The following is a 20,817-nucleotide window of genomic DNA, read 5'->3' as shown; positions in this document are numbered from 1 at the left end:
GCGCGCCTGGCGCTGTCAACGCAAGGAAATTGCGTGACCGGCTTCCAGCGCATCGGCGTGATCGCCAAGCCCTCGGACGCCGCGGTCCTGACGACCGTAGAACGGCTGGTCCGCTACCTCGCCGAACGTGGTCTCACGGTCATTCCGGACGCGGTCGCGGCCCAGGTCTCGGGCGCAGAAGCCGTCGCCCGGGCCGAGCTCGGCGGCCAATGCGATCTTTGCATTGTCGTGGGCGGCGACGGCACCTTGCTCGACGCCGGCCGCTACATGGCACCGCATGATGTGCCCATCGTCGGCGTGAATCGCGGGCGCCTGGGTTTCATGGTGGATGTTTCGCCCGACGATATGAGCGCCCGCCTGGACGAGATTCTGGATGGTCAGGGCATCCGCGAAGATCGCCTGATGATCGAGGCGCAACCGGATGTCCAAGGTGAGCCGATCGCTTCTTTCCTGGCGCTTAACGACGTGGTCGTCCGCAACCGCGCATTCAACCGCCTGCTGGAATTCGATACCCGCATCAACGGGGAGTTCGTCAATCGCCATCGGGCCGATGGGATTGTGATCTCCACACCGACCGGCTCAACCGCTTACGCGCTGTCCAGCGGTGGACCGATCGTCCACACCGGCATCGACGCGCTAACGCTGGTGCCGATCTGCCCACACACGCTGTCCGATCGACCGCTGGTCATCAGCGCCAACAGCGAACTGGAAGTCGTGGTGCACGGGCATAACACCGAAGCGCTGGTGACCTGGGATGGCCAGGTCAGTCACCCGCTGGCGGGCGGTGACCGCATCCGCATTCGCGCGTCAGACAAACGCATGACACTGATCCACCCGCCGGGCTATGACTACTTTCATATCCTGCGCACCAAACTGCACTGGGGCCGCGGTCAAAGCTGATGTTGCGGCAGCTGTCCATACAGAACCTGGCCGTCATCACCGACCTCAACATGGAGTTCGGCCCCGGATTTAACGTCCTCACCGGCGAAACCGGGGCGGGAAAATCCATTCTGATCGACGCCATCGGCCTCGCTCTGGGTCAACGTGCGGATTCCGACGCCGTCCGCGTTGGCCAACCCCGTGCGCAGGTCGACGCCGAGTTTCGCGTGCCTGGCGATTCGCCCGCCGGCCACTGGCTGGCAGAACAAGCGCTGGATGATCCCGACGACCCCGGCTGCTGCCTGATTCGCCGCGTGGTCATGGCCGATGGCGGCTCGCGCGCCTTTATCAATGGCTCACCCACCAATATCGGCAGCCTGCGCGAGCTTGGCGCGCGGCTGGTGGACATCCACGGCCAGCACGACAGCCAACGCCTGCTGGACAGCGCCAAGCAGCGCGTCTTGCTGGATGCCTATGGCCGCCATCGTGACGCCTGCGCGGCGGTGCGCGAGCAGGCCCAAGCCGTGCGCAAACTGCACCAGGCGCTCGCCGAGTTGCAGCAGGCCGACAAACCCAGCGCCGCCGAGATCGAGCTGCTGACGTTTCAGCTTCAGGAGCTGGAATCCGCCCGTCCGGAGCCCGGCGAGTTTGAACAGCTCGATCAAGAACAGCGTCGGCTGGCAAATGCAGAGCAGCTCATTCAGGACGCCGGTACGGTACTCACCCTGCTGGCCGAGGCAGAGGACGGTGCAGCCGCGGAACGCAGCGGCAAGGCTCGCGACTTGCTCGCCGAGCTGGAGACCCTGGACGCGTCGCTAGCCGAAGCACGCGAATTGGTGGAATCGGCCACCATCCAACTGGACGACGCCGCTCGAATGGTGGCGCGTGCACTGGAGCGGATGGAGCTGGACCCCGAACGTTTGCAAACCGTCGATGAACGCCTCACCGAGCTGCATCGACTCGCCCGTAAACATGATTGCAAGCCTCAGGCGCTTGCCGAGCAGATTGACGCGCTCAGCGCCCGCCTGCAGTCAGCCAGCCATGCCGGCGACCAGGAAACGGAACTCCGCGAGCAGATCGCCACAGCGGAGCGCGCGTATACCGAAGCCGCGCAGGCGCTCACCCAAGCGCGCACCGAGGCCGCGGACGGCATGCAGCAAGCCATCACCAAGATCGTGCAAACGCTAGGCATGCCGGATGCCGAAATCACCGTCGGCCTGCAACAGGCCGAGCAGACGTTCAGTCCGCACGGCTGCGACCGTGTCGCTTTATTGATAGCGGCGAACCCCGGGCAACCCGCGCGCCCGATCGCCAAAGTCGCATCCGGCGGAGAGCTCTCTCGTCTGGCGCTGGCGATCCAACTCGTCGTACTCGGAGACGATGCCGCGCCGACGATGATCTTCGATGAAGTCGATGCAGGGATTGGCGGGGCCGTCGCCGAAATCGTCGGGCGCCGTCTGCACGAACTGGCAAGCGATCGCCAAGTGTTATGCGTGACCCACCTGCCGCAGGTCGCCGCACAAGGCAACCAGCAGTTTCATGTCAGCAAACAGTCCAGCGCGAACAACACTCGCACCCAGGTCGAATTGCTGGGTGACCAGCGCCGAACCGAAGAAATCGCTCGGATGTTGGGCGGCGTCGAGGTCACCGACCGCACGCGGGCGCACGCCCGAGAAATGCTGGGACTGGTGGAAAACGCCTGACCATCGGGCGCGCAGGCCACCAGGAAAACACCGATCTATTCCCACCGCCAAGTTGCCGCCTGAAAACAGGCCAGGCGCGAGACGTGAGGCTAGTCCTTGTCGGTCCGCGCCTCGGGACTGAGCCCGTAGATCACCAGGCTGTGGTCGGTCATCTTCCAGCCATGTTCTTCGGCGATCTCCCGCTGACGCTGCTCGATGACCTCGTCGACAAACTCCACGACCTGGCCGGTTTTCATGCAAACCATGTGGTCATGATGCGGGCCATCGTCCAGTTCGAACACGCTTTGGCCACCATCGAAGTTGTGGCGCGTGACAATGCCGGCGGCTTCAAATTGCGTCAGCACGCGATAAACCGTGGCCAGGCCGATTTCCTCGCCCAGCTCCAGCAAATGCTTGTAGACATCCTCGGCCGTCATGTGGCGCTCGTCCGCTGACTCCAGGATCTCTAGAATCTTCAGCCGCGGGAGCGTGACTTTGAGTCCAAGTTTTCGAAGGTCTTGAGATTCCACAGTGTCGCTACTCCGCCAACGGATATTGCCAAGCGTGTATTATCGCACGTCCTCAAGCCAGCTCTCTCGATCCACCATGATTCGATCGCTCGCGCTCGCCGGCGTGCTGCTGACCACCGGCTGCAATTTCGTCTACAAGCTACCCGTCAACCAGGGCAACGTGATCGAACAGGATCAGGTCAAGCAGGTTCAGAAGGGCATGACGCCAGAGCAGGTGGAATTCCTGATGGGCAGCGCGCTGGTGAAGAGCGATCTGCGCGACACGGTGCGCTGGGACTACGTCTCGTACTACCGCAGCCCGCGCGACAAGGAACTCCGTCGCACCGTCACCGTGGTCTTCCAGAATGGTCAGGTCGCCGAAGTCATCGGCGCTTCGACCAACTCCGAACGCGAGCAATCACAGCCGGTCGATCCACCGCCGACCTGATCGGTCAGGTTGGATCTGCGTCGCCCTTCGCCTTGGCCTTTTGCGCCCGGCGCCGGCGCGCCGCCTTGGGATCAGCAATCAACGGCCGATATATCTCGACTCGATCCCCCGACTTGAGCTCGGTCGAAGCCGGGACCTGCTTGCCGAAAACCCCCATCTGCGCGGTGGCGAGATCGATCTCCGGATACTGCTCGAGCAACCCGGATCGCTGAACCGCCTGCTCCACCGTCGTGCCCGCAGGCACATCAAGCCGAAGCAAGGACTGCTTGTGTGGCAACGCATAGGCCACTTCGATCGCAACCAGATCGGACGAACTCATGGGTGGGTCCACAGGGCAACCAGACGCTGCCCGATGCCCAATGCATCGATCAGCACGATAATGATGCCGATGCGCGCCGGGTACCGCATCATCCAGTGCCAGACGCGGTAACGGCGATCCGTTAGCTCCACACCCCACAGCTCGGCGACCAGCGCCTTCGGCAACATGCGGCTCACGTAAATGCACAGTCCTAGCGTGGTCAGCGGGAACAACACCCGGCCCGTCAGGTCTAGCAGCCATTCGGCAATCGTGCGTCCGCCCGGCGACACCTCTGCCAGCACGTTGAACGACAGGACCGTCGTCAGCCCGATCATCCAGATCAGAATGCCGCTGGCGGTCGCCGCGAACACGCGCGAGATGCCAAAACGTTCCATGCAACGCACCACAATCGGCTCCAGCAGCCCGATCGCGGAGGTCAGCGTCAACAACGCCAGCAACACGAACACGGCCAAGGCCGGCAAGGCGCCGAGCGCACCGAACGCCTGTGGCACCTGCTGGAACAACAAGGGCACCCCGCTGCGCGGCACCTCTCCAGAGGCCAGCACCACTGCATAAATCGCCATGCCCCCAACCAGCATGAACACCGTATCGCCAATCAGCACCACGAATGCAGAGCGAACAATGGGCGCGTTGCTAGGCAGGAAGACACCGTAGGCGAGCATCGCCCCAACACCCAGACTCAGCGTGTAGAACGATTGAGAGATGGCCGACAGCACGCCCGTCACGCCCAGATCAGCCGGGCGGAAACCCAGCAGCTGTCCCGCGGCGGTTTGCAGGTATCCGGTGCTTCCCGCCAGAAGAAACAGGCCGACAACCAATACGATCGCCGTCGGCACCAGCAGGCTCACCGCGCGCTCCAGCCCAACTCTGGGTCCGTGCGCAACGATAATCGTCACGAACACCATGAAAATCGTATGCCAGGCCAAGCTGCGCTCCGGGTCTCCGGCCAGCGCCAGAAACTGGTCGCGGATCGCACCGGCATCCGCCTGGGCGAACACCCCGGCTCCCGCGCGAATCGCGTACGCCAGCGTCCAGCCCGCGATAACCGCGTAATAGGACAGCACCAAGCCCGCGGCGATCAGCGCCGTCCAGCCGAACACCTGCCAACCGCGGCCGATGTTTCCGACCTGCGACAGGTGACGAAGCCCCCAGACGATGTTCGAGCGCATCCAGCGCCCGAGCAGCCATTCGTTAATGAGCAATGGCGCGGCCAGTCCGAACAGGCTGAGCAGATAGATCAGAAGAAAGGCCGAACCACCGTGGTTGGCGACCAGGCCGGGCAAACGCCAGAGATTGCCCAGGCCGATCACCAGACCCAGCACCGCCAGGACAAACCGAGTCGGCGAACTCCAATAGCCGTAAGGCGACGACCTCAGCGGCATACCTCTCCCCCGTTCATGAATCGTTCTCCGGAACACGCTGATCCGGTTGTTCGGCGACGCTTATTCCATCGCCCGGCACACGCGTCACGCCATTCGTACAGGCTGGCGCGTTGCGGGCACGTATAATCCTGGGCGTGAGCAAGAAGAGCAAATCAAAACTTGGCGAACGCCAAATCGCCGTCAACCGACGCGCCCGGCACGACTACCACATCGAGGACCGATTCGAAGCCGGGATCGTGCTCGATGGCTGGGAAGTCAAGGCTTTGCGCGAGGGCCGCGCCCAGGTTGCCGAGGCCTACGTCTACCTGAAAAACGGCGAAGCCTGGCTGCAAGGCGCGCATATCACCCCCTTGCAAGCGGCATCGACCCACGTGGTCGCCAAACCCGCACGCACGCGCAAACTACTGCTGCATCGCCGCGAGCTAAGCCGTCTCATCGGCGCGACCGAGCGCCAGGGATACACCCTGATTCCGCTCGATCTACACTGGACGCGCGGCCGCGCCAAGCTGGAGATCGGTTTGGCCAAGGGCAAGAAACAGCATGACAAGCGCTCGGACATCAAGAGCCGCGACTGGGACCGCCAGAAGGCGCGCATCATGCGCCACGACGCCAAGGCTTGAATCGCCGGGGTTTCGCCCCGAACTTTGCCGCACGCGCCGAGTCGAACTGTGCGAGACTAACGCGTTCATCGGGGGCGACTTGGATTCGACGAGAGTCGCGAAACCTGACGTGCATGCCGAGGTGCAGTCCCCCTCGTAAAACAGACTTGCAAACAAGCTTAGTTGCGAACGACGACAACTACGCCCTCGCTGCCTAAAAAACGGTAGTGAGCGTCCGACCTGGTCTGCTTGTGGGCTGGGTATCGGGCGTCAAATTACACAAGCTCGCCCGCGGATAGGTCTCTGGTCCAACGGTTAAAACTTAGTGAGTCTAAGCGTCTGTCTTCCCTCGCCTGCCGGGTAACAGTCGCCGACAATTAAAGGCAAGGCTAAGCATGTAGATCGGAAGGCAGAGGGCTTTCGGACGCGGGTTCGATTCCCGCCGCCTCCACCAAATGACGGTCCGACAAGGGCCGAGAAAGCCCAGAAAACCTCGCCACGGCGGGGTTTTTTGTTGCCTGAGTGTCCGGGGTCATCTGTGGACATCCAGCGATATCTGGGGCGCATTAGGGGGCACATGCTCATGCCCCCGGCTCAGGTGCCCCCAGACGAAGCTGACAGCCACCGAAGTTCGCAACGCCAAACCACGCTCCAAGACCTACCGCCTGTTCGATGGCGAGGGTATGTATCTGGAGGTCACGCCACGCGGCGGCACCTACTGGCGCCTCAAGTACCGATTCGGCGGAAAGGAAAAGCGCCTGGCCCTTGGCGCCTACCCAGCCGTGTCACTCGCCAAAGCACGCAAGAAGAAGGCGGAGGCTCGTGAGCTGCTGCATGGCGGCATCGATCCAGCCGTAGACCGTGCAGCCCAGGCCAGTGAGGACCAAGCCGACGCGGACACCTTCGAGCGTATCGCCCGCGAGTGGTTCGAGAAGAACGAACCCCGCTGGGTGCCCTCGCACTCCAGCAAAATCATCCGCCGGCTGGAGGCCAACGTCTTACCGTGGATCGGGCGGGAGCAAATCAACACGCTGACTGCCGCGGCCGTGCTGGCGACATTGCGCCGGATCGATTCACGGGGCCGTGTGGAGACCGCGCACCGGACCATGCAGAACTGCTCGCAGATATTCCGCTATGCCGTGGCCACTGGTCGCGCCGAACGTGATCCGACGCAAGACCTACGCGGAGCGCTCCCGCCAACCAAGCAGAGCCACTTCGCCTCTGTCCGCGAACCGAAGGAATTTGCCGCCCTGCTCCGGGCCATTGATGGGTTCACCGGTACGTTCACGGTCAAGACCGCACTACAACTCGCCCCACTGGTATTCGTGCGCCCCGGCGAACTACGCGGCGCGCGCTGGGCTGAAATAGACCTAGATACCGCAGAGTGGCGTATTCCAGCCGAGCGGATGAACAAGCGCGATCCGCATGTGGTGCCGCTTTCGGAGCAAGCCATCGCGATCCTGCGCGAGCTGGAGCCACTGACCGGCCGTGGCGAACTGGTGTTTCCTGGCGTACGCGACCGCAAGAAGTCAATCAGCGAGAACTGAATCGCCACCCAGTTCCGCATCTGGGCCACCCAGCGCCTGAAGGACTATCCGGTGCAGGGCGACGCCCTGAACCAGCAACCCTTCGAACGCAATGCGCAGGCACTGCCCCAAGCCCTCACCTTGATCCAGAAGGCGGCACCTTCACCCAAATTCAGTGCCGTGTATGCGTCCCGTTGAATCGATAGCATCGCCGTAATACGATATTGGCATCGATTAAGCTGGAGTTGAACATGGAAGCCACCACCCTGTCGTCCAAATACCAGTTGGTGATTCCACGGGCGATTCGAGAGCGCATGAATCTGCAGCCCGGTCAGAAGTTTCAGACGCTGCAGATCGGCAACCGAATCGAGCTGCTGCCATTGGAATCGCCGCAACAGGCGCGCGGATTCCTGAAGGGCATTCAAACCAATGTTCCCCGCGAGCCGGACCGTGCCTGAGTGCAACGTTGTGGATTCATCCGCTTGGCTTGAATATCTGGCAGACGGCCCGAATGCGACGTACTTCGCCCCGGCGATCGAGGAAACAGCCCAGTTGATCGTGCCGGTCATCTGCCTGTACGAGGTGTACAAACGCGTACACCAGCAGCGCGACGAGGGCGATGCCTTGCGCTGTATCGCATTGATGCAACAGGGCACGGTGGTGGACCTTGATAGCGCCCTGAGCCTGGAGGCCGCGGCGATCTCCCTCACGCACCGCCTGCCGACGGCTGACAGTCTCATTCTTGCCACAGCACACAGAAATAGCGCCCTGTTATGGACTCAGGACAGCGACTTTGAAGGCCTCAACGGCGTGAACTACCGCCCGGCAACGGGCCGATAGAGCCGCATCCATGCGCAACGAAGCCGACACCCGCGCCGAGCTGATCGACCCCAAACTGGTGGAGGCCGGCTGGGGTGTGGTGGAGAACAGCTTCATTCGCCGCGAGGTGATTGCACCAGGGCGCATCATCGGAGGTGGCAAACACGCAGCGGCCGTGACCAGCGATTACGTGTTGAGGTACTGCGGCCGCAAACTCGCGGCGGTGGAGGCCAAGAAGGAAAGCCGGAACGGGGCAAGGTCTGTGACCTGGACCCATGCACCTGCGAAAAAACCGACCCGCTCCCCTGCACCGACCGCGGCCAGAAACCCTGCGTGTGCGAGAAGAAGCTGGTCATCACCCTGTCTGACGGCAAGACCCGGCAGATCAAGCACATTGCCAGCGCCCTGTACTGGAACCCCGACGGCACCCCGATCACGGCCAGGGAATTCATCGAACGCCTGTTCGCCGACCTGCCAAGATTCTTCGGCGACGAAGGTCAGCTCCGCGAAATCTGGGCCGACCCCACCACCCGCGAAAAGCTGCTGAACGATCTGGCCGAAGAAGGGTATGACGCCGAACGGCTGGACGCGATGAACGATCTGATCGACGCCAAGGACAGCGACGTGTACGACGTGCTGGCCTACGTGGCCTATTCAGCCGAGACCAAAACCCGACGCCAATGCGCCCAGAGCGCCCGCTCAGGGATCGCCAGCGCCTACGCCAGCTCCAAGCAGTAGGAATTCGTCAACTTCATCCTGGACCGCTACGTGCGAGACGGCGTCGGCGAACTCGCGCCCAGCAAAATGCGCAGCCTGATCGAACTCAAATACGCCACGATCAGCGACGCCACCCAGCAACTCGGCCCGCCGCTGATGATCCGTGAGACCTTCGTGGGCTTCCAGAAGTACCTGTATCAGCCCGATCAGGACACGGGGTGAAATGGCGGTTTGCTTGTGCCCATGGCTGTACCGACTTTGCGCAGTGAACCGCGCGGGACCGCCCTGAAAGCCTCGGATCGCCAGTTCGATTCCCGCCGCCCACCTATAACGAAACCTCAACCGTTCTCGTTTGGGGCTTTTCGGTCATGGCGATTCGATACCCGAAGCCAGGAGCACGTTCGGCCAGGCCTGAAACCGACCTGCCGCTAATGCGCAGTCGGGTTTCCCGCGCCAAGTTCCGCTGCAAAGAACGCGGCCGCCCGGTCCATCGCACCGGGAAACCAGGCGACTTCGTACCAAAAGGCATGCGGCGCACCGGACAGCACCACAATGTCGACCTGATTGCCGGACTGGCCATAGGCATCGAACAGTTTCTGCGACTGGCTCAATGGCACCGTGTTGTCATCGGCGCTGTGAATCAGCAGTAATGGTGGTTCTTCGCCGGCATCTAACTGGGTTAGCGTGGAGGCGTAGGCCCGCAAGGTCTCGTCCGGGTCGTCGGCATCGTCCAGAAACTCGCCCCACCACGGCTGCGACGTGGGCTCGGCCTCCGGTGCCATGGCGACAATGGCCTGGATCGAGCTGGCAACCTCTGGTGAGCCGCCGCTGCCCTCCAGTGCCTGCTCTCCGGTTGTGACCCCCAGGTATGCGGACAGATAACCGCCGGCAGATCCACCGATTGCGCCGATCGCGCTCGCGTCCAGCCCGTAGTCGGCGGCGTGCTGACGTAACCAGCGGACGGCTGCCTTGGTGTCGTGGATTGCGCCGGGGAACAGCGCTTCGGCTGATGTACGGTATTCGATGCTGGCCGCCGCGATACCACGGTCCGCCATTGCACCGGCAATAGGCGCGAAGGCTTCTTTGTCGCCCCGCCGGAATCCGCCGCCGCGCACGGCGATTACGACAGGGACGGGCTGTGAAACCGGCTCGTCCGGGATGTAGAGATCCAGGCGCAAGATCCGACCGTCGTAATCCGCGTAGTCCAGATTTTCAACCACGGAGAATCGGCCTTCGACCGGCAGCGGTGGTCTTGAGTCGTCGGAGCAGGCGCTGAGCAGCATGATCGCAAGCACTGCAGCCATCGGGCGCCAAGCCCACACGCTGCGTGGCAGCGATGCGGTGGTCAAACGGTCAATCGTTGAGCTTGGCATCTCGATCTCGCGCTATGGAGCGGGCCGGGAACTGGCCGCAAGGGGCTGCCCCAGTTTGACAGCGATGCGGTTGGTCAGGACAACCACTAGCAGTGCACTGCTCGCCATGCCGAGATAGCCGACCGCCAGCGGCACCAGCGTGCCATCGAACTGCTGGGCAATCAGATATCCGATTCCCGTGCCCATGATCGTGGTGAAACTCCCGATGAGTGCGGCAGCGCTGCCGGCGTTACGCCCCATGGGCTCCATGGCCAGGGCATTGAGGTTCGCGCCCAGAAAACCGAAGCAGAACAGGCAGGAGCCCTGGAGCAGCATGTAAAGCGCCAGCGGCACCTGATCGAAGACGGCGACCACCGACCAGACCGCGCTGATGGCGATCAGACCAACCAGTGCGCTCCATGTCATGCGCACCAGGCCAAACCGGCGCAGCAGCCGGGAGTTGGTGAACGACGACGCCGTCAGAAACATCGCGATGCAAGCAAACAGCATGGTGAAGCCGGCGCCGATGCCGTAGCGATCCTGAAAGATCTGCTGGGCCAAGCTGATGAACGCCACCAGTACGCCGAAGACCAGACCCAGGGCAAGCGTGTAGCCGCGCGTCACCGGATGCCGAATTGCGGCGGCAAAACCCGAGCCCAGATTGGCGAGTGTCAGTGATCGGCGATTCTCGTCCGTGAGTGTTTCCTCAACGCGGAACATGCCCCACAACGCGATTCCGACGCCCGCCAGCAACAGGGTAAGAAACATCCAGCGCCAGGGCGCGATCAGCAGAATGCCCTGGCCGATTGAGGGCGCGAGGATGGGGACGATCATGAACACCATCATCGCCATGGACATCACCCGCCCCATCTCAACGCCAACGAAGCGATCGCGGACCAGCGCCATTGCCACTACGCGCGGCGCTCCGGCGCCAAAACCCTGTATGAACCGCGACAGGATCATCATTTCGAATGTCGTCGATGCCGCAGAGAACAAGCTGGCGGCTGCAAACAGCAGTAGGCCAAAGGTCAGCACAGGCTTGCGGCCGAAGCTGTCGCTGAGCGGGCCGTAGAGGAACTGCGATGCCCCGAGGCCGAACAGATAAAACGAAATGACCGCCTGGCGATCATTCGTGTCAGCGGCGCCCAGCTCATCGCTGATCTGAGGTAGCGCAGCCAGCACGATGTCGATTGCCAGCGCATTGATCGCCATGCAGGCCGCCACGAAGCAGACGAACTCCCGCAGGCCCATGGCAGATCTCGCGAGGCCGGGTTGATTCAAGGTCAAGGTGCATCCTCAGTGTTGCCAGCGGTGGCGACCGGGTTGCTGGTGCCGGACCGCGGAAATAGCCGGGTGAGACCTGCCGCGAAAGTCTTCGGCTCCGGTGGCGGATACTGGGAGGGAACCATCCTGCGGCTTGAGCAACGGCGTCGATGCGGCTGATATCGGCTTGCCGATGGACGAACTCACGCGGTCCGCCAGGCCGCTCGCGTTAATCGTAAGTCTACCTAATTAATGGAGCCGATGCAGGTGCGCGACAATCCGCAGATGTCCGATGATGCGTTCGAGGGTGAACCGACCGACTGGAGTAACGGTTTGCCGTTCAGCCCCCGCTTTCAAGACCGTTACTTCGATGCCGCCGGGGTGGCCGAGTCCGCGCATGTGTTCCTGCAACACAACCAGCTACCTGATCGATGGGCGACGAGCCGGCGATTCACCGTGGCGGAACTCGGCTTCGGCACCGGCCTCAATGCCTGTCTCACCTTCGATACCTGGATGCGCCACGCCCCAGGCGACGCCACGCTGGATTACGTCAGTGTCGAAGGGTTTCCGCTCAGCCCGGCCGACATGCTGCGTACGGCGTCGCAGTGGCCCGGACTCGACCATTGGATGCGCACGCTGGCCGGGGCCTGTGAGCAGCTCCAGCCGGGCTTCAACCTGCGGGTGCTCGCGGGCGGACGCATCCGGTTACTGCTGCTGGTGGGCGAGGTGCAGCCCATGCTGGATGCGCTCGATGCCTCGGTCGATGCCTGGTATCTGGATGGCTTTGCGCCGTCCCGCAACCCGGCGATGTGGTCGGATGCGGTCTGCCACGCCATGGCTGGCATTACGCGGCCAGGCGGCACCTTCGCCACCTACACGGCCGCGGGTTGGGTGCGCCGCAATCTGGAGTCTGCCGGCTTTGTCGTGACCAAGGCGCCTGGCTTTGGTCGCAAGCGCGAAATGCTGTGCGGACATCGGCCCGCCGCCGTGCGCGCCCCCGAACCGGCTTGGCCAGCGTGGTTCCGGCGTCCGACCGCCACGTCATCCAGCGCGGTATCGATCGTCGGTGGCGGTCTGGCCGGGGCCGCGACGGCCCGTGCGCTGGCCGAGCGTGGCTTCAGGGTTACCGTGTACGACGATCCCGCACCCGCCCGGGCTGCGCCCTCCCAGCTTGCGGGCCTGATCCTGCGCCCCTACCCCGACCGCGCCTCGAACCTGCGCGGGCACTTCTACGACACTGCCTTTGCCCATGCCACGCATCGCCTCACGGGAGCAGCCGGCTGGCATCCGACCGGTGTCGCGGTGCTGGATGTCCAAGGTCGGATCCGATCAGGCGCAATCGATGCACACGACTTGTCGCAGCGTGTGGGCCGCAAGCTGGACACAGGTGGTCAATGGATACCCGATGCCGGCTGGCTGGCGCCGAAAGTCTGGACGCAGTCTTGGCTGGACCACCTGGCCATTGAGCGCATCTCGCGGCGCTGGTTGCCGGCGGATACTGCCGGCGCCGAGCCATGTGTTCTTGCAACCGGCGCGGCTGCTTCGCCCTGGGATGCCGCTCACCCTGTCAGCCTGTCCAGAGGGCAGATGTCCTCAGTGCGGTGCGCGCATGCCAGCACGAATCAGCCGGCCATGGCCGGCGGCGGCCTCTGCATTCCTCAATCCGGTGAGTTGGTCGTCGGCGCGAGCCATGTTCGCGGCAGCGAGGCATCGCAGCCGAGCCCCGAAGAGGCCGAAGGCTATCTCACGGAATGGTCCAATCACCTGCCCGGCGCGTTTGATCGCGAACCGGCACCGGCCGCACACGCCGCCGCCATTCGCGCCGGGACCACCGACCGCATGCCGCAGGTCGGCCCGGTGCCCGACCGGGCATGGTGGGCGGAGCAGTACGCAGATCTGCGCCATGGCCGGCCACATCAAACATTCCCCGCGGCGCGATACGAACCCGGCCAGTGGCTGCATCGCGGGCATGGCAGCCGCGGTGCCACCGCGGCTTTGCTCTGTGGCGAGGTGATCGCAGCGGCGCTCGCTGGTGCGCCGCTACCGGTTGATGCGACGACCTGGGCCGCTTTGCACCCGGGCCGGCAGCTGGTTCAGGCGCTGCGGCGCGGAGAGTTGCTCTAGGGAAACGCTGATCTATTCACGCCGCCTTCAAAGCGGCACGCGGGCTCGGTCGATCAGCGCCTCCAGGTTCAGGCCTGTGGGCAGCGTGCCGAACACGCGGCCGGTGCCGAACCGACCGGCGAGAAACGCATCCGCCACGAACTGCGGGGCGGAGCGCACCAACAGGCTCGCCTGCAAACAGACGGCCAGCTCCTCGACCAGGCTCCGCGCCCGCACTTCCATGCCCTGCGTATCTTTTAGCGCGGCGCCCAGGGCCTCCACCCGCTCCGCCAGCACCGGGCTTTCCGCAGCACCAATCCCCAGCTCGCGGGTGATGGCGGGCAATGCTCCGGCCTCACGCGCGAGCGCACGCAGCACATCCAGGCATTGGATGTTGCCGGAGCCTTCCCAGATCGAATTCAGCGGCGCCTGGCGGTAAAGCCGCGGCAGGATGGATTCCTCCACGTAACCGGCGCCGCCCAGGCATTCCTGCGCTTCGTTCACCATCATCGGTGTCCGCTTGCAAATCCAGTACTTGCCCACGGCGGTCATCACACGAGCCAATGCGGCCTCTTCCTCATCGCCCTGCGCGGCGGCATCCAGTGCGCTGGCCAGGCGCAGGGTCATGGCGATGGCAGCCTCTGATTCCAACGCAAGGTCGGCCAACACGTTCTGCATCAGTGGCTGCTCGCACAACAACTTGCCGAAGGCCTGACGATGGCTGGCGTGGTGCACCGCTTGCGACAGCGCCTGCCGCATCAGGCCCGATGAACCGATCATGCAATCCAGCCGCGTGTGCATCACCATTTCGAGGATCGTCGGCACGCCGCGGCCCTCGCCCCCTACCATCACGCCCCAGGCGTCGTAAAACTCCACTTCGCCGGAGGCATTGGCGTGGTCACCAAGCTTGTCCTTCAGGCGCTGAATTCGAATGGCGTTCTGACTGCCGTCCGGGCGGAACCGCGGCACCAGAAAACAGCTGACGCCACGCTCGGTCTGCGCGAGTACCAGAAAGGCGTCGCACATCGGCGCGGAAAAGAACCACTTGTGCCCGACGAGCGCGTAGGGCTGCCCCGCTCCCTCCGGCCCCATGGCGGTGGCCCGGGTCGTGTTGGTGCGCACATCCGATCCGCCCTGCTTCTCGGTCATGCCCATGCCAATCGTCGCGCCCGTTTTCTCCGCTATCGGCAGAAACCGACTGTCGTACTCTTTGGACAGAATCTTGGGCAGCCACTGCTCCGCCACGTCGGGCTGCTTGCTCAATGCGGGCACCGACGCGAATGTCATCGTCAGCGGGCAACAAGTGCCTGCCTCAACCTGGTTATGCAGGTACATCAATGCCGCGCGGACCACCTGCGCGCCGTCGCCGGGCTGCGCCCAGGGCAGCGACGGGATGCCGTGAGCGATCGCCGTGGCCATCAACTCGTGGTACGCCGGATGAAACTCGACCTGATCCATCCGGTGCCCGAAGCGGTCATGCGAACGCAGCTGGGGGCGCTGCGCGTTGGCCTGGAATCCCAGTTCCATCAGCCGTCCGCCGGCCAGCTGACCATAGGTGCTGAGACGCTCCGCACCCCAGCTGCCACCCAGGCTGTCCACCCAATGTCGCAGCGCCTGATCGCCGTCGTACAGATTCGTGTGGATGAATTCAGGGGGCTGGTTGATGACCGCGTGAGTCAGATCCTGGACATTGGGCATGGCATATTTCTTGAGCAAAACCGGGCGACAGTGGATCATGGGGAGGGGCTGAGCTCAACAGCGAGCGCGTGGGGATGAAAGACGCCACTTGGGGTGAGATCGAACGGGTTTTCGACCGTGTGATGGATGCACCGCCATCACGCCGTGGTGATCTGCTGGATAGCTTGTGCGCAGACCACCCGGCGCTGCGTAGCGCGGTGGAACGCCTGATCGAGGCCGACCGCAACGCCGGAGACTTTCTCGAGTCGCCCGCGTCAGGGCCGATCACCTCGAACCCGTCACCGGCAGACATCGAGTACTCGCTGGGCCGCGGCGACTCCATCGGCATCTGGTGCATCGAATGCCCGCTGGGCCGTGGCGGAATGGGTGAGGTCTACCTCGCCAACCGGTCCGATGAACAGTACAAGCAACAGGCCGCGGTGAAGCGCCTACCGACCCGCGATGCGGACCGGATGACCCGATTTCAGCGCGAGCGACAAATCCTCGCAGATCTCGATCATCCGAATATCGCCCGCCTGCTCGATGGGGGCGTGGACGAACTCGACCATCCCTACATGGCCATGGAGTACGTCGACGGGCTGCCCCTGCTCGACTACTGCACACAGAACCAGCTCTCGCTGCAACACCGGCTGAAGCTCTTCCTGGCGGTCTGCGACGCGGTGATCTACGCCCACCAGCATCTGGTGATTCACCGCGACATCAAGCCAGCCAACATCCTCGTTCGCGACGATGGCACCCCGAAACTACTGGATTTCGGCATCGCATCCCTGATCGATGAGTCCGGCGGTCTGAACGGGCAGCTCACCCAGGCGCTGTACACCCCGAACTATGCAGCCCCAGAACAACTGGCCGGTGGTCAGATCACGACCGCCACCGACGTACATGGCCTCGGCGCGGTGCTGTACACGCTGATCGCCGGTCGGCCTCCGCAGGAGTTGGATGGGCTGGCATTGCCGACCGCGATCAACCGCGTACTCACGGCGATCCCGGCGCCTCCCAGCCGTGTGGACAACACTCTGTTGCGCGATCCGTCGATCGCCGCGGACCTCGATGCCATCTGCACCATGGCATTGCGCAAGGAACCGGACGCTCGATATCCCAGTGTCCTGGCATTGCGCGAAGACATCGAAGCCATGCTCGCACTGCGGCCGGTGACCGCACGTCGCGGAGCCAGACGGTACGTGGTCGGTCGATTTGTCCGACGTAACCGCTTGGCTGTTGCCGCCTCGGCTGCTTTTGTCGCATTGCTGATCACCGCCCTGACCGCGACGACCATCTACGCACAGCAGGCAGCGGTTCAACGCGATATCGCGTTACGCGACGCCGCCCGCGTGGCGAGCATGCGCGACGCCATGGCGCGCCTGCTGGGTTCGGCGGGCAGCCGGAATGAAACCGGCGAACCGCTCACCGCCGTCGGCCTGCTCGACAACGCGCTGGTGCAGCTGGATGAAGAGCTGGCGGACGATCCGGCCAGTCAGGCGGCTGCCCTGCGCATGATCGGCTCGGTGTTCTACGCCATGGACGACTGGAAGCGTGCGGAGCCGATTCTCGAGCGAGTCGCCACGAACGCCTCGTCCGCCGTGCCCGCCGACATCCGCGCCCTCAGCCAATTCGATCTGGCGCAGATCCGCTTCGAAACCGGCGATGCACAATCAGCGACGGCGCTGTTCAACGACGCTTATGCCTATTGGCAATCAATGCCAAAAGCCCACGAGGTCGAACTCATCCATGCCGCGTCCATGCGGTCCCGGCTGCACCGCCTCAACAACGAGCCGGCACAGGCCGCAGCGGTGCTGGAAGATGCGCTGCGACGCGCGGACCGGCATTGGGGCCGCAATCACGAGGAGACCGCCATCGTGCTGAGCAACCTCGTGGTCGCGCACTTCTACAACAACGACATGGAGGCGGCGCAGGCCGTCAGCAAGCAGACCTGGGAAGTCTGGGAGGCGCTGGGTCAAACGGAATCCGTCAATGCCTTGAACACCCTCAGCAACTGGGGCGCCATTGCACGCAAACGCGGCGATCTGGTCACGGCAGCGAGCCGAATGCGTCGCGGAACCGAGCTGCGACAGTCGCTTTACGGCCCATCGGCGGCCGTCGCCCGTCAATTGCTGAATCTGTCGATGGTGGAAATGGACAACGGTGCGTTGGCCGATGCACTCGCGACAGTGGATCAAGCGCTCCCGATGGCCCGTCAGTACGGCGAAGTCGGAGACAAGCTCACAACGGCACTCGGCTGTCAGCGCGGCCTGGTATTACTGCAATCGGGACAGCACGACGACGCCGTGGCGCAGCTCGAACGCACCTTGCTGGAGGTGAACCCAGGGGCGCAGAACGACATCTACAGCAGCGATTGCCGGGTGCTGCGCGGCCATGCGATGGCGGTACGCGGAGACTTTGAACTGGCCGAACGAACGCTGGACGGCAGCATTGAAACCTTGCAGCAAACCGGCGAACCCGGCCGTCCGCATCTGGCGCAGGCATTCGCTTACCGGGCCCGGTTGGCACTTTATCGCGGCGATGCGGACGCGGCCGAGCGATTCCGAAAGGCCCTGCAAATTCGCGAGTCGCTGCATGGCGAGCACCACTACCGCGTGCATCTGCTCCGCTGCGAACTGGGTCGCGCGCTGGTGGCGCAAGGTGAGACCGAACAAGGCTCCGAACTGATCCGTGCAGCGATCACTGAACTCGAGCAGCAATTCGGCACGGAACACGCGATCTACAAGCGCGCCGAGCAGATCCGGGCGGAAGCCGCAATTTAATCTACTCACATCGCCAAGGCCGGCATGTTGGAGTCGGATTGCGCCTGAAAACAGGCTGTAGAGGGTCGCTCGGCAGCAAAGCCATAGCGGGGTGTCCAAGCGGATCAAGAACGCCGGCACCGGAGCTGGGTTGTCGCCTGCGGTCTGAGAGCCTCCGCCATAGCCGAGCGATGGCGGAGACGACCAACACATCCATCCAACACAGAACCGGGGCAGGACCTGGCCCCGCCACGATCCGTGTCTTTCTGGAAGCCGACCTGCGCCAGTGCTGTAGCGACAGTTGCCGGCGGTTTGGTGCTACGCCCGGCTAGAACAAGCTCCAGAGCATGTAGAGCATCAGAAACACCTGGATGATGTACATCGTCGCTCGCACCGAGACGAGCGCAAATGAGGTGCCGATCGAATGGGCCGCAATCTGCACCAAGCGCGCGTAAACAACAAACTGGGCAACCGCGTTCGTCACCAGCGTCTTGTCCGTCAACACCGCAATCAGCACGACGACCGCAAATGGGCCGATGTTCTCAACGCAGTTCATGTGCGCGTGCTTGAGCCGGATGATCAATCCTGGATCATCCTCCGGACGCCCGCGCGTCCAGTGGTCCGCAGGTTTTTTGCCAGTCATCAACAGCGGCACGCGATAGCCCGCGTAGATCAATGGCAGAACCAGCGTAATGCCGGCGAAATAGGCCAAGGCCGTTAGTGCAGTCATGGGTATCTCCTCCCTGAGTGTCCCGCCTCCCGCTGAGGCGGTCTCCTACTCGCGTCAGAGCCTAACCCTGGATGAAAACCGACGCACCTACCCGCCTGGACCCGCCCCTGGCTGTCTACACCGAACCGCGACTGCGGTTCTCGACCATCCGTGAGCCTCAGGAGGCGCGATCTGCCAGGCGCACGGTGGATCGCGCGGCGAGCAGTTCGGCATCGGCCCGACGATCACAGGCATCCAGCAGGGCGCGGCTTCGAACCAGGTGACGAGGCTGCATCGGCGGCTGCCGTAGCTCCGTCAGCTCAGCCGACATGCGTTCGGGTAGCGGGCGTGACTGGGCCTGCATCCTCACCCGCAACTGCACCAGTTCCAGATAGCGGTGATAGCGCTGGTCGCCTGCCTCGACCAATCGGCAAGCCAACCGCAGCTTATCGGTGTCGGACAAACGTGCCGGAATCTGGCCATCAAACTGAGGTGCCACGTAAGCCAAAGCGACATCGGGGCGGCTCATCGCCCCCTGCACGTAAGGCTCGGCTGCGTCCACTGCGGCGCGGTAGTCGCGAAGCGCGGCATCCTGTTCGTCACCACCCCAATGCGCCGCGAGCTGCGTGGCCGACGTCAACAGCAACGCGGTCGCGCCCATGATCCCAATGTTTCGCCGAATCCCACGCATCATCACTCTCCCTGACCTGCCAGCAACCGATAACTGTATTTATATACAGTAGTCCGTCAGTGCGCAAGTCCGAGCGTCCGCGTGGATGATCAGGCCGTCTGGATAGGCCCCTCGCTGCCGCGTTTGGCCTGATACATCGCGGCGTCTGCGGCCTTGACCAGATCGTCTACGGTCGCGGCGTGCTCGGGGAACATCGCCACGCCGATGCTGGCCCCACAGGACAGCTCCAAGCCATCGATCACGACCGACGCCTTGATCGTGTCCAGCAACCGGCTGGCGATCTGACACGCCTGCTCCGCGGTCGCACAACTGGCCAACACGACTCCAAACTCATCGCCGCCCAAGCGTGCGACCGAATCACCACCCCGCAGCAGCCGTGCCATGCGCCAGCTCAGGGTCTTGAGCAAGGCATCGCCGGCATCGTGGCCGAACTGATCGTTGATCGGCTTGAAGCCGTTGAGATCGATATAGAGCAGCCCGAACGGCTGGTCGTCGCCGCCCTCCGCGCACTGCGCCAGGTGGCGCTGGAAGATTCGGCGATTCGGCAGCCCGGTGAGCTCATCGTGCTCGGCGCTACGACGCAAGGCTTCCTGCGCGCTGAGCTGATCGCTGATGTCGTTGAATACGAGCACGAAACCGGGGTCCTGCTGCTGGCTGGCCTCGATGGCGGACAAGCTGAATGCCACCGGCACAGCAGGTGCTTCGTCCACGCTGAATTCGGTCTGCGTATTGCGGTAGATGCCGTCTTCCCGTGCAGCCCGGCGCATCGCGCCGCTGACGAAATCGGCCCCGACCCGGTCCCGCAGCACGTCACTCAACAAATCGGTCACCGACCGGCCGTGCAACGCCGCGGTTTCGACACCGAGCAGGCGCGCTGCTGCCGGGTTGCTGAACTCGATGGTGCCCTGCGCGTTCAGGCCGACGATACCCTCGGCGGCGCCGCGCAACAGGCCGCTGAGTTGGCCATTGACGCGCCGTAACGCATCACTGGCCTCGGCCAATTTGCGGCGGTGCGTCCACAGTTCAGTCAGCACACGAACCTTGGAGATCAACAGCTTGTCGTTGACGGGCTTGAACAGGTAGTCGATGGCACCGCTGTCGTAGCCGCGAAACTCGCGCGCTTCGCTGCGATCACCCGCGGTGATGAAAATCACCGGAACGGGCGTGTCGCTGGCATGCTCGCGGATCAACGCGGCCGTCTCGTAACCATCGAGTTCCGGCATTTGCACATCCATCAGAATGGCTGCGAATTCGTGGCGCAACACCAGCGCCAGCGCTTCATGGCCCGATGCAGCCTCATGCAACTCCAGCCCCATCCTCCCGAGGATGGCCTTGTAGGCGAGCAAATTGGCCGGTACGTCATCCACCAGCAAAACTTTT

General features: G+C 63.5%; 20 protein-coding genes and 1 other RNA gene. 12 read left to right on the top strand and 9 right to left on the bottom strand.

The genetic code is table 11. The annotated features are described in order from the left end of the window. The first annotated feature begins 33 nt into the window (after nt 1-33). Both ACE1EY_RS03020 and recN read left to right on the top strand, forming a co-directional pair. Nucleotides 34-900 (top strand): NAD(+) kinase, encoded by an 867-nt coding sequence (locus ACE1EY_RS03020; protein WP_291514975.1) that lies wholly within the window; start codon nt 34-36, stop codon nt 898-900. Then, entirely contained in the window at nt 900-2,582 is a 1,683-nt protein-coding gene (gene recN / locus ACE1EY_RS03015; RefSeq protein ID WP_370299440.1) for a DNA repair protein RecN, read from the top strand. The genes ACE1EY_RS03020 and recN overlap by 1 nt, the downstream gene beginning before the upstream one ends. 89 nt (nt 2,583-2,671) lie before the next feature. Here recN and fur read toward each other — a convergent pair whose 3' ends face one another. Continuing rightward, the gene (fur, locus tag ACE1EY_RS03010) at nt 2,672-3,091 is read right to left on the bottom strand and encodes a ferric iron uptake transcriptional regulator (protein WP_291514973.1); all 420 of its coding nucleotides are present in this window, start codon (nt 3,089-3,091) and stop codon (nt 2,672-2,674) included. A 76-nt stretch (nt 3,092-3,167) separates the two neighbouring features. On the opposite strand from fur, the gene ACE1EY_RS03005 reads away from it, so the two are divergent. After that, nucleotides 3,168-3,518, top strand: a complete 351-nt coding sequence (locus tag ACE1EY_RS03005; protein WP_291514972.1) for an outer membrane protein assembly factor BamE — start codon at nt 3,168-3,170, stop codon at nt 3,516-3,518. 4 nt (nt 3,519-3,522) lie between these two features. On the opposite strand, the gene ACE1EY_RS03000 is transcribed toward ACE1EY_RS03005, so the two are convergent. Next, nucleotides 3,523-3,837 carry an RnfH family protein gene (locus tag ACE1EY_RS03000; RefSeq protein ID WP_291514971.1) on the bottom strand — a complete coding sequence of 105 codons (315 nt, stop codon included), beginning with the start codon at nt 3,835-3,837 and terminating at the stop codon, nt 3,523-3,525. Further along, complete coding sequence (locus ACE1EY_RS02995; protein WP_291514970.1) at nt 3,834-5,219, bottom strand: sodium-dependent transporter; 1,386 nt, start codon at nt 5,217-5,219, stop codon at nt 3,834-3,836. The genes ACE1EY_RS03000 and ACE1EY_RS02995 overlap by 4 nt, the downstream gene beginning before the upstream one ends. Nucleotides 5,220-5,347: 128 nt before the next feature. On the opposite strand from ACE1EY_RS02995, the gene smpB reads away from it, so the two are divergent. The 7 genes from smpB to ACE1EY_RS02960 all read left to right on the top strand — a co-directional run bounded on the left by smpB (nt 5,348) and on the right by ACE1EY_RS02960 (nt 9,102). Further along, nucleotides 5,348-5,839, top strand: coding sequence for an SsrA-binding protein SmpB (gene smpB / locus ACE1EY_RS02990; RefSeq protein ID WP_370299455.1), 492 nt, complete (start codon nt 5,348-5,350; stop codon nt 5,837-5,839). Nucleotides 5,840-5,909: 70 nt separating this feature from the next. Continuing rightward, nucleotides 5,910-6,272: a transfer-messenger RNA gene (gene ssrA / locus ACE1EY_RS02985) on the top strand. A 1-nt stretch (nt 6,273) separates the two neighbouring features. Beyond that, the gene (locus tag ACE1EY_RS02980) at nt 6,274-7,365 is read left to right on the top strand and encodes a tyrosine-type recombinase/integrase (protein WP_370299439.1); all 1,092 of its coding nucleotides are present in this window, start codon (nt 6,274-6,276) and stop codon (nt 7,363-7,365) included. Between the two features lie 230 nt (nt 7,366-7,595). Next, nucleotides 7,596-7,802 (top strand): AbrB/MazE/SpoVT family DNA-binding domain-containing protein, encoded by a 207-nt coding sequence (locus ACE1EY_RS02975; protein ID WP_370299438.1) that lies wholly within the window; start codon nt 7,596-7,598, stop codon nt 7,800-7,802. Beyond that, on the top strand, nt 7,774-8,184 hold the full coding sequence (locus ACE1EY_RS02970; protein WP_373928034.1) for a type II toxin-antitoxin system VapC family toxin: 411 nt from the start codon (nt 7,774-7,776) through the stop codon (nt 8,182-8,184). Before ACE1EY_RS02975 ends, ACE1EY_RS02970 begins: the two co-directional genes overlap by 29 nt. 312 nt (nt 8,185-8,496) lie before the next feature. After that, nucleotides 8,497-8,901: a type I restriction-modification enzyme R subunit C-terminal domain-containing protein gene (locus ACE1EY_RS02965; protein ID WP_370299436.1), complete on the top strand. Its 405-nt coding sequence runs from the start codon at nt 8,497-8,499 to the stop codon at nt 8,899-8,901. Between the two features lie 30 nt (nt 8,902-8,931). Beyond that, entirely contained in the window at nt 8,932-9,102 is a 171-nt protein-coding gene (locus tag ACE1EY_RS02960; protein WP_370299435.1) for a hypothetical protein, read from the top strand. Between the two features lie 206 nt (nt 9,103-9,308). Here ACE1EY_RS02960 and ACE1EY_RS02955 read toward each other — a convergent pair whose 3' ends face one another. Continuing rightward, the gene (locus ACE1EY_RS02955; RefSeq protein ID WP_370299434.1) at nt 9,309-10,253 is read right to left on the bottom strand and encodes an alpha/beta hydrolase fold domain-containing protein; all 945 of its coding nucleotides are present in this window, start codon (nt 10,251-10,253) and stop codon (nt 9,309-9,311) included. A 12-nt stretch (nt 10,254-10,265) separates the two neighbouring features. Continuing rightward, nucleotides 10,266-11,519: a multidrug effflux MFS transporter gene (locus ACE1EY_RS02950; RefSeq protein WP_291514958.1), complete on the bottom strand. Its 1,254-nt coding sequence runs from the start codon at nt 11,517-11,519 to the stop codon at nt 10,266-10,268. 228 nt (nt 11,520-11,747) lie between these two features. Between ACE1EY_RS02950 and mnmD the strand changes: the two genes are divergently transcribed. Continuing rightward, nucleotides 11,748-13,619: a tRNA (5-methylaminomethyl-2-thiouridine)(34)-methyltransferase MnmD gene (gene mnmD / locus ACE1EY_RS02945; RefSeq protein WP_370299433.1), complete on the top strand. Its 1,872-nt coding sequence runs from the start codon at nt 11,748-11,750 to the stop codon at nt 13,617-13,619. Between the two features lie 27 nt (nt 13,620-13,646). Here mnmD and ACE1EY_RS02940 read toward each other — a convergent pair whose 3' ends face one another. Then, nucleotides 13,647-15,335, bottom strand: coding sequence for an acyl-CoA dehydrogenase family protein (locus ACE1EY_RS02940; protein ID WP_370299432.1), 1,689 nt, complete (start codon nt 15,333-15,335; stop codon nt 13,647-13,649). Between the two features lie 35 nt (nt 15,336-15,370). Here ACE1EY_RS02940 and ACE1EY_RS02935 point away from each other — a divergent pair, with 35 nt between their 5' ends. Further along, complete coding sequence (locus tag ACE1EY_RS02935; RefSeq protein WP_291514955.1) at nt 15,371-18,058, top strand: serine/threonine-protein kinase; 2,688 nt, start codon at nt 15,371-15,373, stop codon at nt 18,056-18,058. Between the two features lie 307 nt (nt 18,059-18,365). Here ACE1EY_RS02935 and ACE1EY_RS02930 read toward each other — a convergent pair whose 3' ends face one another. The 3 genes from ACE1EY_RS02930 to ACE1EY_RS02920 form a co-directional block, all read right to left on the bottom strand. Next, nucleotides 18,366-18,767 (bottom strand): MAPEG family protein, encoded by a 402-nt coding sequence (locus ACE1EY_RS02930; RefSeq protein ID WP_291514954.1) that lies wholly within the window; start codon nt 18,765-18,767, stop codon nt 18,366-18,368. 157 nt (nt 18,768-18,924) lie between these two features. Further along, entirely contained in the window at nt 18,925-19,440 is a 516-nt protein-coding gene (locus ACE1EY_RS02925; protein ID WP_291514953.1) for a hypothetical protein, read from the bottom strand. A gap of 86 nt (nt 19,441-19,526) precedes the next feature. After that, nucleotides 19,527-20,804, bottom strand: a complete 1,278-nt coding sequence (locus ACE1EY_RS02920) for a diguanylate cyclase domain-containing protein (RefSeq protein ID WP_291514952.1) — start codon at nt 20,802-20,804, stop codon at nt 19,527-19,529. Nucleotides 20,805-20,817: the final 13 nt, after the last annotated feature.

The sequence above is a fragment of the Abyssibacter sp. genome, assembly GCF_964229365.1.
In the GTDB taxonomy this organism is placed as follows: Bacteria; Pseudomonadota; Gammaproteobacteria; order Nevskiales; family OUC007; genus Abyssibacter.
Note: the sequence above shows the minus strand (reverse complement) of the source record. Positions and strands in the feature narration are given on the sequence as shown.